The organism is Mesorhizobium sp. GW821-FHT07A06 (assembly GCF_059419085.1).
The window spans coordinates 64,861-76,804 of sequence record NZ_JBWKRC010000019.1 but is presented as its reverse complement, the minus strand read 5'-3'; the positions used below and the strand labels follow the sequence as shown (position 1 = coordinate 76,804).

Sequence of the window (11,944 nt, the reverse complement as noted above, 5' to 3'; positions counted from 1 at the left end):
TCGTTTAAGAAAAATCTTTTCTCATCATCAAACTATTATATAATTTCCGCAAGCACCTGGACCATGTAAGAGCTGCGCCAAGCCGCATTCACGCGGCCTCTGGCGGGTGGCACAGAATCGGAAATTCACATGCATCTTCACCCGCTCGACGACCTGGTGCTGGACGAAACCACCAAGGCCATTCCGCCTGGCGTCGCGGTCCGTCTTCATGATGTCGGCTCGATGGGCTGGAACCTCCTGCGCGGCGATGTTCCGCTGCCGGCGGCGGTCATCAGGGAGTCCGCGCTCGACCACAATTCGCGTTGGATGCAGCGTTTCCTCGCGAAGCGCAACGCGGTCATCGCGCCACATGTCAAGACGACGATGTGCCCTCAGATCATGCAGAGGCAATTGCGCGACGGCGCCTGGGGCGTGACCGTCGCCACATTGCACCAGATGAAAGTTTGCCGTCGGTTCGGCATCGATCGCATCGTGCTCGCCAACCAGCTTGTCGGACGGCTGGAACTGGACGCTCTGGTCGCCGAATTGAACGCTTCGGCCGGCCTCGACTTCTACATGCTGATCGACAGCCTTGATGCCGTGCGCCTGGCGAGCGAGGCGGTCGGACGCGCCGGACCGGGCTCGCGGCCGATCCAGGTTTTGGTCGAGCGCGGCTATCCGGGCGGCCGGGCCGGTTGCCGCAACAACGACACGGCGCTCGAGGTCGCGCGTGCCGCGCATGCGGCGCCGCAACTGCGGCTCTGCGGCGTCGAGGCTTTCGAGGGACTGATCAAGCCGAAGGACGGTGGTCCGGCACGGGCAGTTGCGGATTTCGTCGACGAGATCGGCGCGCTCTACGAAGCATGCGCCGGCGAAAACCTGTTCGAGCGCGCGCCACCGATCGTGACGGCCGGCGGTTCGTCGTTCTACGACATCGTGCTCGATCGCCTGTCCGGCAGCGGCGCGCAGGTGATGACGCGCAGCGGCTGCTATGTCAGCCATGACAGCGGCATCTACCAGGCCGAGCAGAAGCGCATCCTCGCCGCGACCGGCGAGAATGAAGGCCTGGTCAACGCGCTGGAAGTATGGACCCATGTCCAGTCCTGTCCTGAACCGGGGCTGGCCATCCTGACCGCCGGCAAGCGGGATTTCGGAACCGACTCCGGACTGCCGGTGCCGCTGCTCATTTCGCGCGATGGCGGTTCGCCCGAAACGCTGGCGGGCTGCGAGATCTTCGCCAGCAACGACCAGCACGCCTACATGCGCGTTGCGGCGACGGTTTCGGTAAAAGTCGGCGATCGCATCGGACTGGGCGTGTCGCATCCCTGCACAACCTTCGACAAATGGCAGATACTCTTCCTGGTCGACGACGCCTATGAGATCGTCGGCGCGCTCAAGACCTATTTCTGACCGGAAGCCAGCGTTGGCACCGCGATCATCGCGCCGTCGAAACGACTTCACCCTACTCCGACGACATGTCGCGACAGCCCGTCGACCATCGAACGGGCCGCGCCGGAAACAAGTCGATCACACACTGGCGGGCTAGGGCGCTTCGCCGTTTCACAGAAACGGCGAAACACTCTAGCTCTTTGTTTTTGAGGCAATTCCGGACGGAAAACCGCTCATACTTTTCCTGGAATTGCTCTAACTCATACGACAAACCGTATCGCGCGCTGGATGTCGAAGAAATTGTCTGCCTCGAAGCGAAGCGTGCGCGCGGCGGGATGTTCGATGCCCGGATACCAGCTTCCCCTGTAGGCCTCGATAGGCGTGGTGTATTCGACGATGAGCTCGAACCGGTCGGCCAGCTTCGGCAGGCATTTCGACAGATCGCGCGAAAGCGAGGCCTCCACGGTCTCGCGTATGGCCTTGACCGAGCCTTGAGGCGAGAGGGAAGACGTCGCCGGCCCGAAACCTTCGCTGGTTGCAACGGTTGCGATCTCTGGCACCAGTGCCTTCGCCTCGCCGCACATGCCGGCATCGCCAGACAGAAAGACCGAAGGCACGCCGTAACGGGCGGCGCAGTGTGCGTTCAGCGTGTATTCGGATGCCACCTCCCCGTTGATCAGCATCCTGGACACGGTGCCGGTCAACGTATGTGCCAGCGGATTCGTGTCAGTGCCGGCCTTGTTGTGGTAGCCGGTATAGAGAGCGGCATCGAAGGTGTCATCGATGCCGAACATCATCGCATCCGGATGGCCGCTCCAGCCGCGCACGATGCGGACATAGGCTGGAAGCTTGGACAGGATGAGGTTGCGCGCCGTCGAATGGGCGTCCTTGACGACGACTTCGGTCGCGCCCGCGGCCTTGGCGCCTTCGCAGGCTGCGACCAGTTCGTCGGTCATGTATTCCCGGAATTCGGCATAGTCGGGATTGCCCTTGCGCGCCTCGTCCCAGTTGGTGATGCCCGCCGTGCCTTCGATGTCGGCGCTGATAAAGACTTTCATGTGCTTGCCTTTCGATTTCAGAGAAGGTCACCGCGCACGCGCCTTCAATGGCGTCCGGGCTCGTGCGGTGGAGGTGGCCCGCGCGGCGATGGCTGCCCGGACCGGGCGTCTTCAGGCTGCCATTTCGGCCCGCCGTCGCTCCAGGAACATGGGGCCGACGCGAATGCCGCAGCGTCCATTGTCGTCGACGGCGTCCAGCTCGAGAATCTCCTCCTCGTAGAGCAGACCGTGCATGCGGAACCGGCCGGCATCCACCGGCTCGCAGGTATGGGTGCAGAAATACTCGATCAGGCATTTCAGCTGGCCGTGGCTGTAGGTCAGATAGGTGATGTTGAAATCCGGCCCGTACTCGCCCAGGTGCGGCGCGATCTCCGGCGGCACCTTCTCGACAGGCAGACTGTCGACACGCGACCAGTTCGCCCCTTTCCAGGTCAGCTGGTTGGCCTTGGAGAAGGAGAGGTTCATATGCGCGTAGTCGGCGCCGCGACCGTAGATGCGTCCGTCGATGACGAAGTCGTTGCCCGAGACCGGGCGGATCTGCAGCGGCACGCCCTCCCCCATCAGATAGAGCTTGCCATCCTTGTTCTTCACCTCGACGACCTCGCCGCCCACCTCATGACGATAGAGCCCGGGCAGGCTTGCGAACTGGTCTTCGGTGATGGGCGGCGGGGTCTGGCCGCGAAGCGGCATGCGTCCCATGCCGCTGTCGGCAAGGGCGATGCGCAGGCCATCGCCCGCGAGCCGTGAGGCAATCTGGTTGGCGAAATCAAGCGTGGCGAAGATCAGGACGCCGAAGCCGGCCCTCGGCAGCAGCATCATCTGCGACGCATAGCCATAGACCGCGCCGCCATGGCCGACGGAGGTCCACCCGTCCATGTCGCCGACGCCGAAGCACAGCCCATACCCGTTGAGGTCCTTGTTGTGACCTTCGGGGCGTTTGCCGATCGGGGTCCACATCTTGCGCAGCGACGCCGGGCTGACGATGGAATCGCCGTTGGGCGCGAAGCCGCCCCGCAGCAGGCACCGCGTATAGTTGGCCATGTCGGAAGTGGTGGAGAAGATGTTGCCGGCGGGCGATCCGCCCAGATTGAACACCGGCGCGGGGCTGTCCCCGTCCAGCGTCCACATGTCGGCCGGCGCCAGCCTTTCACGGATGCCGGGAGCCATGCCCGACGACGTGTCGTTCATGCCCAGCGGCTTCAGGATGTTCTCGGTGATGTAGTCGGAGTAGCTCTTTCGCGTCACCCGCTCGATCACCATGCCGACCACGGCAATGCCGGCATTGGAATAATGCATGATGCCGGCGCTGGGATCCTGCTTCAACGTGGATGTGGCGAGTTCGGCGACAGTGTCGGCCAGCGGCGGCTTGTGTGAATCCAGATAGTGTCCGCTCTTGGGTTCGCGCACGATCCCGGCGGTGTGGCTCATGAGCTTGCCCAGGCTGACATGCGAGCCGTGAGGTCCGCTTTCACGTCCGGCGAACGGATTGACCGGGTGAAAACCGGGCAGATACTCCGAGACATCGACATCGAGGTCGACCAGTCCCTTCTCCACGAGTTGCATGATGGCAACCGATGTGAAGGTCTTCGTGATCGAGCCGATGCGGAAACAGGTGTCATCCTTCATGTCGAAGTGGCGATCGTGCCGCTGTATGTGGCCGTGCGTCATGAGACCGTCCCGGTCGACCAGGGCATAGGAGATCGACGGGATGGCCTTGTCCTCCACCTCGTGGCGGATAAGGTCTTCAAGAAGCTCGATGGCGTGGGGGGATAGCGAAGACACGGGCGGATACTCCCTGATTTCAGTTTGTATGGCGGGGATCGAGAATGTCGCGCAGGGCGTCGCCGACGAGGTTCCATGCCAGCACGAACAGGAAGATCGCGGCTCCGGGGAAGGCGAGCGTGTACCAGTACTGGAACGGATTGCCGGGCTGGCCGACGATCCAGTTGCGCGCATAGGCGATGAACTGCCCCCAGTCGGCGTAGCCTTCCTCCGTGCCCACTCCGAGGAAGCTCAGGGCGGACGCGGTCAGCACCATCGAACCCGTGGCCATGGTAGCCAGAACCAGCACGGGGAAGAACGCGTTGGGCAGGATGTGGAACACGATCAGCCTGAAGTCGCCGGCGCCGTAGCTTCTCGCCGCATTCACGAAATCCATCTCGCGGATCCGCAGGATTTCACTGCGCACCACGCGCGCATAACCCATCCATCCGAAAGTCGTCAGCGCGACGGTTATCGGCCCGAGCCCCTTGCCGAGCAGGGCGGTCAGCACCATGGCGGCGATGAGGAAGGGAACCGCCATGAAGACGTCGACGATACGCATCAGCACTTCGTCCACGATGCCGCCGTAAAAGGCCGCGAGCGATCCGATGATCGTGCCGATCAGCACCGAGATGGCGACGACGCCGAGGCCGATCTTGAATGCCGTGCGTGTGCCCCAGATCACGGCGTAGTAGATGTCGTACTGGCCTTCGGTCGTTCCGAAGATCGCCTCGGGCGACGGTGGTTGCGGCGTTGCCAGGAAGCCCGCTCTCGGCGTGTCGTATACCGACATCTGGAATTCCTGCGGCGGTGCGAGCACCGGCGCGAAAATCGCTATCAGCACGAATGCCAGCAACAGCAGTACCCCGATCAACGAGATCGGATTACGCTTCAGATAGCCAAACGCTCTCATCGCGTCTTTACCCTCGGATCGAGCAGCGGATAGATCATGTCGACGGCCAGGTTCAGCACCACGAGGACGACCGCGAAGTAGAGCCCGAAGCCCAGCACGGCCGGAAAATCCAGGTTGGCGGCCGTCTTGGCCGCGAACTGGCCGAGGCCCGCATAGTCGAAGATGGTTTCGGTGATGACGACGCCACCCATCATGGCGGCGAGTTCCATTCCGGCGATCGTCGTGACCGGGAGCAGCGCGTTGCGCCTGGCATGGTGCAGCTCCACCACGCGCCGGGGCATGCCCTTTGCGCGTGCCGTGCGGACATAGTCCTGGCGCAGCGTTTCCAGCATCGACGTGCGCATGACACGCGTCATGTTGGCAAGATTGACGTAGGTCAGCGTGATGACGGGGGCAGCGAGATGCCTGAGCGAATCCCAGAAAATTGGCAGATTGCCGTTGAGCAGCGCGTCGATCGTGTTCGCGCCGGTGTAGCGGGTGAAGCCGGGCGCGGTGACGGCAGCCTGGGCCCACTGGCTGAGACGCCCGGGCGGGAACCAGTCGAGCGCGGAGTAGAAGATCAGCAGCATCAGCAGTCCGAAGACATAGACCGGGAATGACCAGCCCAGGATGGTGAAGATGCGGATCACATGGTCCGGCCAACGGTTGAGATGGATGCCGGCCCGCGAGCCCAGGTAGATGGCGAGCAGAAAGCCGGGAATGAACGCCAGCAGGACCAGTTCCAGCGTCGCCGGCAGCAGGGAAGCCAGCGCGTGGGCAACAGGCTGGCGCGCGGTCTCGGACCAGCCCAGATTGCCGGTCAGGATGTTGCCGATCCAGCGCCCGTATTGAATGTAGAAAGGATCGTTCAGCCCATACTGCTCGATCATCCTGCGAATGCTGTCCTGGCCGCCCTTGAGGAAGTCCGGGGACGGCGCGTACGCCGCCAGGCGCTGTGTCGGCGACAGCGACATCTGCAGCGCGAAAAGCATCAGCGACAGGGCGAAGAGAACGACGGGCAACATCAGGAGCCGCCGCAAAGCGTAGTTCAGCACATCAGCATCCGCACCATGAGGAATAGCCGTTTCGCCGGGCGACGATGGCGCCCGGCGAAACCCGAAGCTCTCTAGTCGGCCTTCTTGGTGACGGGATAAAAATCCCAGGCGCCGTAGAGGATCATGTTGTGCACATAGCCGTCGATGTTGCTGCGGGTGACGATGTACCCGAAGTCCTCCCAGAGGAACTGCGTGGTGGCATAGTCGTAGGACATTTCCTGCAGCTTGGCATAGATCGGCTCACGCACGGCGGGATCGCTCGAGGCCCAGGCCTGGTCGAGAAGCGGCTTGAACTTCTCCGTCATCAGGTCACGGTAGCCCTGGCCGAGCATGCCGCCGACAAGACCGGTCGGGGACAGATAGTAGGTCGCCGCACCCAGCGGACCACCCGGGTCGGAATAGTCCGGTCCCCAGCCCATGTAGGTGAGCGGCGAGGCGGGTTTTTCACGATTGTTGAGCTTGTCCGAAATGGAGGCCCAGGGCAGCGACTGGATCTTCATCTTGAACTTCGGGTTGATCCGCTGCAGTCCCTGCTGGAGCGCGGAAAGCGCGGCCGTGCCTTGCGGCGTTCCTTCCTGCACATAGGCGGTGAAGGTGAAGCCGGTGTCCCACAGCTTGCCGCCGAAGGCCTTCTTGAAGTGCTCCGCGGCCTTTTTCGGATCGTAGCTGTAGATTGGCGAGTCCGCGCGGTAGCCCATGATGCCGCGAACGGTCGGACCGCGCGCCTGCACGGTCTTGCCGAGCAGCGCCTGCTTTATCAGCGCATCGTAATTTTGGGCGTAGTTGAAGCCCTGACGAACATCGATGTCGGAGAAGAAGTCCGGCGGGATGCCGTTGCCGTCCAGCTTGCCGCTGCCGATGGCGGGGTTGTCGGTATCATCCAGCGGCCATGCGAAATAGAGGCCGCGGCTGAACACCTTGGGCAGGCCGTCGACGACCTTGACACCGTCCGTCTTGCTGAGCTCGTCCAGGAACTCGACTGGCGTCGTCACGAAGTCGGCATCGCCGGAGAGCAGCTGCAGGCGACGCGTGGTCCATTCCGGAACCGTGCGCATGACCACCCGCTCGAGCGAGGCCTTGCCCATGAAGTAATTGTCGAAACGCTTCAGCGTGATGCGGCGATCGGTGCGATCCCATTCGTCGAGCATGAACGGGCCGGTCCCGTTTTCCTGGGCGAACAGCGGATCGTCACCGAGTTCGGGACGGTAGTACTTCTTCCAGGTATTCCCGTCGCCATCCCATCCCCCGACGGAGGCGACCCATTCCTTGTCGACGATCGAGGCACCGAACGGCAGCGCCAGGACGCCAAGCGTGGCGGGGAAGGACTTCGGCAGCTTCAGCGTGACATTGTCGCCCTCGACGGTGATCTGCGACGCGAGTTCGTCATATACCTTGCGTAGCGCTTCGGGGCTGGCATCCTTGATGTCCGACACCTTGCCTTCGGCTTCGACCCATTTGGCGACGTCGGTGTACTTGCTCGCCGTCACCACCTCGGTGATGGCGTTGGACATCCAAGACTGGCCCATCAGGATGGCGCGCAGCAGCGAGTAACGCACGTCCTCGGCCGTGATCTCGCCATAGCCGGGCTCGATCTTGGCCTTCTGCTCGTCGCTCAGCCCGTCATAGTACTGCCAGGTGATCTTGCCGTCGTCGCCCTTGATGCCGACCTTGTGGGCGTGGACGCCCTTCCGGATCGGGAAGGTGTAGCTGACCGAACCGTCCGCGTTCTGCTTGATCAGGCCGTTTTCGAGGCTCGGCACTTCCGAGGACAATGAGGGCACGAATTCGGAAATCTGGGAGCCGTTGTAATTCAACAGGCGGCTGTAGACGTTGAGCACGCCGTAGGAGCTCGGCGTGTTTGCAATGTAGGCCGGATCAAAGGACTGAACATCGTCGGTCCAAAGAAACACAAACGTTCCGGGATTCTTGGTTTCTGCCACGGCGGGCGACGCAAAAGCGCCTATGCCCATGCAGAACGCTAATGCCAAGGCATGTTTCATTTTCATGAGTATGTTCCCACAATTGACTCGAGGTCTTTTTATCGTTGCGTGCGAAAGCTAGGAGGAGGCTTGCGCCACTGTCCAATGCGTAGATAGGATCAGTTATGCGAATAATGCATGAGGTCGACCGTGGAGCTGGCTTGGTTTGAAGACTTCCTCGAGATCGCCGCGACGCGGAATTTCTCGACCGCCGCGGCGTCCCGGAATATCTCGCAGCCGGCCTTCAGCCGTCGCATCAAGGCCCTGGAGGCTTGGGTCGGCGCCGAACTTATCGACCGCAGTACATATCCGGTGCACCTCACCAGCGCGGGCAACATTTTCGTTCCGCGCTGCCAGGAAATGCTTCGCGACATGTACCGCCTGCGGACCGACTGCCGCAACGCCGCCGGCGCCAGCTCACGGCTTCTCACTTTCGCCGCGCTTCATACGCTGGCCATCTATTTCTTTCCCAGGTGGATCAGCCAGCCCGAACTGCCGAATGCGCCGGTCCGCAGCAGCATGCACACTGGCGACTTCCTGGAATGCGTCGAGCACCTGTCGTCCGGCAAATGCGATTTCGCCATCACCTACGATCACCCCGACGGACCGCCGGTCCTTGAGGGCGGACCGTTCGAATCGCTGCAAATCGGCAGGGATCGCCTCGTTCTGGTGTCTGGAGTCGACCAGACGGGAGCGCCGCTCTTCGATGTCGATGTGCCGGAGGGCACCAGGATTCCCTACCTCGCCTATTCCTGGAGCGACGGCTATCTCGGCAAGCTGATCTCGCTCATCCAGTCGCGCTGGCGGCGTCCTCTCAATCTCAGCATCGTCTACCAGTCCTCGCTTGCCGAAGGCCTGAAGCAGATGGCGATCGCCGGGCAAGGCGTGGCCTGGCTGCCGCAGATCTGTGTTCAGAAATCGATAGCCCAAGGTGAGCTCATCCAGATTGGCGGACAACAGTTGTCCCTGGAGATCGAAATCAGGATTTTCCGCCGCGTGGGCGCGCGCAGCCGGGACGGCGAAGCGCTGTGGAAATATCTCTCGCGAACCGCGGAGCAGGCGCACGGACGCAACCTGGTTGATCCGACACTGACCATGCGCTGAGCGGACCGAAGGCCCATTCGCGCGCTTCATGCGAAATCCGACAGGGCGATGCAGAGATTGCATAACTTCGGTGGAGCGACCGGGAAGCCCGACAATCGTGGGGCGGATGCCGCCTGGCGAGGCATTCCGGGGCATTCCACGGCACGGCCTGCGGGCGATCTGGCGATGGGGCCTATTGACAGCTCACATGCTCACTGCGTTCGATGCCTGTTGTCGCGACCATTGCGCCTGGAGTGCCTTTTGACCGTCAAGTCCGCCGCCACCGCGAGCCTTCCCGACGACGTGATCCTGTCGGTCGAGAACCTTGAAGTCTGCTTCGGGTCGACGGCGACAAAAGCGGTGCGGGCTGTTCAGGGCGTATCGTTCCAGATCAAGCGCGGCGAGACAGTGGCATTGGTGGGCGAGTCGGGTTCTGGCAAATCGGTCACGGCCATGACCGTAATGCGCCTGACGGAATATGACGGCGCCAGGATCACGGGCGGCCGCATCCTGATGAGGCTCAAGGACGGCGGCGTGGCCGACCTGGCAAAGCTTTCCGAAAAGCGCATGGAGGGGCTGCGCGGCTTTGAGTTCTCGATCGTGTTCCAGGACCCGATGTCGAGCCTCAATCCGGTGTTCACCGTCGGCGACCAGATTGCGGAGGTGGTCACCAGACACCAGGGCAAGTCGCCGCGCGAGGCGCGCGACATCGCCCTGAATGTGCTCAAGCTCGTGCGCGTGCCCGACGCCGCCCTCAGGCTCGACCAATACCCGCATCAACTGTCCGGCGGCATGCGCCAGCGCGTCATGATCGCCATTGCCTTGGCCTGCCGCCCCTCCTTGATGATCCTCGATGAGCCGACCACCGCGCTCGACGTCACCATCCAGGCGCAGATTCTGGATCTTGTCCGGGCACTGCAGCGCGATATCGGCATGTCCGTTCTTTTCATCACCCATGACATGGGCGTGGTCGCGGAGATCGCCGATCGCGTCTGTGTCATGCTGAAGGGCGAGATCGTGGAGTCAGGCTCGGTGCACCAGATTCTGGTGGACCCCCGACACCGCTATACACGCGCGCTGATCTCGGCGGTGCCGAGGCTGGGCAGCATGGCCGACAAGGATGGGCCCGAGAAATTCCCGCTCGTCATATACAATGCCGAAGTCTCGCGGCCGGAGGTCTCGGCATGAGCGTCGCACCGCTCGCAACGGACAGAAAGCCCCTGGTCGAAGTCCGCGAGCTTGTTACGCGTTTCGACCTGAGGGGCGGTATCTTCGGCGGCGTCGCCGGCCGGGTTCATGCGGTGGAGGGCGTTTCCTTCGATATTTTCCCAGGTGAGACCCTGGCGTTGGTGGGGGAGTCGGGCTGCGGCAAGTCGACCGTGGCGCGCAGCATCATGCAATTGGACAAGCCCTTGTCCGGCGCCATTCGCTATGACGGCAAGGAGATGATCGGCGCAGGACGGGCAACCCTCGCGGGCTTCCGGCGCGAGGTGCAGATGGTTTTCCAGGATCCGTTCTCCTCGCTCAATCCGCGGATGACGGTCGGGCAGGCCCTGACCGACCCGATGCGCGTCCACCGCGTCGCGCGCGGCAGTGCGCTGCGGAAACGGGCGGCGGACCTGCTGGCAAAAGTGCATCTGCCGCCGGAATATCTCGAACGCTACCCTCACGCCTTCTCGGGCGGTCAGCGGCAGCGCATCTGCATCGCCAGGGCTCTGGCGCTCGATCCCCGCCTCCTCATCGCGGATGAAGCGGTCGCCTCGCTCGACGTCACGATCCAAGCCCAGGTCATCAACCTGTTGATGGACCTGCAGCGCGACATGGGCATCGCCATTCTGTTCATCAGCCATGACATGGCCGTGGTCGAGCGCATCGCGCATCGCGTTGCCGTCATGTACCTGGGCGAGATCGTGGAGATCGGCGACCGCCGATCGGTCTTCGGCAATCCTCAACACCCTTATACGCGCAAGCTGCTTTCGGCGGTTCCCGTAGCGGATCCGGCGCGACGAACGGTTGGGCGCGAACCGATGTCGGATGAGATCCCCAGCGCGGTACGCGGCGTTGATTTTGTTCCGGTCCGCCTGCCGATGAATGCCGTTTCGCCTACCCATTTCGTGCGCGAGACATCACCGGCCTGATCGGACCATCATCCGGTCGAATGCACCGGGGAAATGTGCTTGCATCTCATTGTCCCATTCGACGCCACCGGCGGCGTTTGAATCCCGCGCGGATCGGGTGATGATAGAGATCCAGGTCGACGATCTCCTGGTAGGTCAAACCTGCGGCAAGGTGGAGCGCGCGCGGCGACAGCTCTAGAAACCGGAGCTGATCCCTGACTTGACCGAAGAGCGCCCTTGTCGGCTCGCCGCGGTAAACTGTATCTCAACGCGGATATCGGGCAGCGCGAAGCTTGCTCCGACGGAGGCCCGCGCCGGCGGTTCGGCGCCGTCGAGCCAGTCGACTCAGGCCTTGTTCATCGCGTCGAAGTCGCCGGCGTCCTTCAGCCATATCTGCGCGAACAGCAGTTGCGATCGATCGGAACCGACCCTGCCCAGAAGGGCGTCGGCCTTCTTCAGTATCTGTCGCGTTTGGCCGGCTGTATCGGCTTGCCTGTCATCGGCGGTGAGGCCCGAGAGATGGATCGTCCCATTGTGAACGACGATCAGGCTGAGCCGCTCGTTCTTCTCGTGTCTTTCAATTTTCGTCATCGTGCGCCGGCGTCACGCTGGCGATAAGTAGGATGCGTCG

General features: G+C 62.6%; 10 protein-coding genes. 4 read left to right on the top strand and 6 right to left on the bottom strand.

Going from position 1 to position 11,944, the window contains the following annotated elements; translation table 11 throughout:
* Positions 1-129: 129 nt before the first annotated feature.
* Positions 130-1,389 carry an amino acid deaminase gene (locus AC07SZ_RS34410; RefSeq protein WP_494917756.1) on the top strand — a complete coding sequence of 420 codons (1,260 nt, stop codon included), beginning with the start codon at positions 130-132 and terminating at the stop codon, positions 1,387-1,389.
* A gap of 239 nt (positions 1,390-1,628) precedes the next feature.
* Here AC07SZ_RS34410 and AC07SZ_RS34405 read toward each other — a convergent pair whose 3' ends face one another.
* The 5 genes from AC07SZ_RS34405 to AC07SZ_RS34385 form a co-directional block, all read right to left on the bottom strand.
* Positions 1,629-2,426 (bottom strand): M55 family metallopeptidase, encoded by a 798-nt coding sequence (locus AC07SZ_RS34405; protein WP_494917755.1) that lies wholly within the window; start codon positions 2,424-2,426, stop codon positions 1,629-1,631.
* Between the two features lie 111 nt (positions 2,427-2,537).
* On the bottom strand, positions 2,538-4,208 hold the full coding sequence (locus AC07SZ_RS34400; protein ID WP_494917754.1) for a serine hydrolase domain-containing protein: 1,671 nt from the start codon (positions 4,206-4,208) through the stop codon (positions 2,538-2,540).
* 19 nt (positions 4,209-4,227) lie between these two features.
* Positions 4,228-5,100 carry an ABC transporter permease gene (locus tag AC07SZ_RS34395; protein ID WP_494917753.1) on the bottom strand — a complete coding sequence of 291 codons (873 nt, stop codon included), beginning with the start codon at positions 5,098-5,100 and terminating at the stop codon, positions 4,228-4,230.
* Positions 5,097-6,104 (bottom strand): ABC transporter permease, encoded by a 1,008-nt coding sequence (locus AC07SZ_RS34390; protein ID WP_245303348.1) that lies wholly within the window; start codon positions 6,102-6,104, stop codon positions 5,097-5,099. The genes AC07SZ_RS34395 and AC07SZ_RS34390 overlap by 4 nt, the downstream gene beginning before the upstream one ends.
* A gap of 101 nt (positions 6,105-6,205) precedes the next feature.
* The gene (locus AC07SZ_RS34385) at positions 6,206-8,044 is read right to left on the bottom strand and encodes an ABC transporter substrate-binding protein (protein WP_494917752.1); all 1,839 of its coding nucleotides are present in this window, start codon (positions 8,042-8,044) and stop codon (positions 6,206-6,208) included.
* Between the two features lie 207 nt (positions 8,045-8,251).
* On the opposite strand from AC07SZ_RS34385, the gene AC07SZ_RS34380 reads away from it, so the two are divergent.
* The 3 genes from AC07SZ_RS34380 to AC07SZ_RS34370 all read left to right on the top strand — a co-directional run bounded on the left by AC07SZ_RS34380 (position 8,252) and on the right by AC07SZ_RS34370 (position 11,334).
* On the top strand, positions 8,252-9,217 hold the full coding sequence (locus tag AC07SZ_RS34380) for a LysR substrate-binding domain-containing protein (protein ID WP_244494055.1): 966 nt from the start codon (positions 8,252-8,254) through the stop codon (positions 9,215-9,217).
* 240 nt (positions 9,218-9,457) lie between these two features.
* Entirely contained in the window at positions 9,458-10,384 is a 927-nt protein-coding gene (locus tag AC07SZ_RS34375) for an ABC transporter ATP-binding protein (protein ID WP_494917751.1), read from the top strand.
* The gene (locus tag AC07SZ_RS34370; RefSeq protein WP_494917750.1) at positions 10,381-11,334 is read left to right on the top strand and encodes an ABC transporter ATP-binding protein; all 954 of its coding nucleotides are present in this window, start codon (positions 10,381-10,383) and stop codon (positions 11,332-11,334) included. The genes AC07SZ_RS34375 and AC07SZ_RS34370 overlap by 4 nt, the downstream gene beginning before the upstream one ends.
* Positions 11,335-11,658: 324 nt before the next feature.
* On the opposite strand, the gene AC07SZ_RS34365 is transcribed toward AC07SZ_RS34370, so the two are convergent.
* Positions 11,659-11,904: a Rid family hydrolase gene (locus AC07SZ_RS34365; protein ID WP_494917749.1), complete on the bottom strand. Its 246-nt coding sequence runs from the start codon at positions 11,902-11,904 to the stop codon at positions 11,659-11,661.
* Positions 11,905-11,944 lie beyond the last annotated feature (40 nt).

What these genes read in the sequence shown, in the direction of transcription:
- AC07SZ_RS34410 (WP_494917756.1), top strand. Translation starts at nt 130, where the DNA reads ATGCATCTTCACCCGCTCGACGACCTGGTGCTGGACGAAACCACCAAG.
- AC07SZ_RS34405 (WP_494917755.1), bottom strand. Translation starts at nt 2,426, where the DNA reads ATGAAAGTCTTTATCAGCGCCGACATCGAAGGCACGGCGGGCATCACC.
- AC07SZ_RS34395 (WP_494917753.1), bottom strand. Translation starts at nt 5,100, where the DNA reads ATGAGAGCGTTTGGCTATCTGAAGCGTAATCCGATCTCGTTGATCGGG.
- AC07SZ_RS34390 (WP_245303348.1), bottom strand. Translation starts at nt 6,104, where the DNA reads ATGTTGCCCGTCGTTCTCTTCGCCCTGTCGCTGATGCTTTTCGCGCTG.
- AC07SZ_RS34380 (WP_244494055.1), top strand. Translation starts at nt 8,252, where the DNA reads ATGAGGTCGACCGTGGAGCTGGCTTGGTTTGAAGACTTCCTCGAGATC.
- AC07SZ_RS34370 (WP_494917750.1), top strand. Translation starts at nt 10,381, where the DNA reads ATGAGCGTCGCACCGCTCGCAACGGACAGAAAGCCCCTGGTCGAAGTC.
- AC07SZ_RS34365 (WP_494917749.1), bottom strand. Translation starts at nt 11,904, where the DNA reads ATGACGAAAATTGAAAGACACGAGAAGAACGAGCGGCTCAGCCTGATC.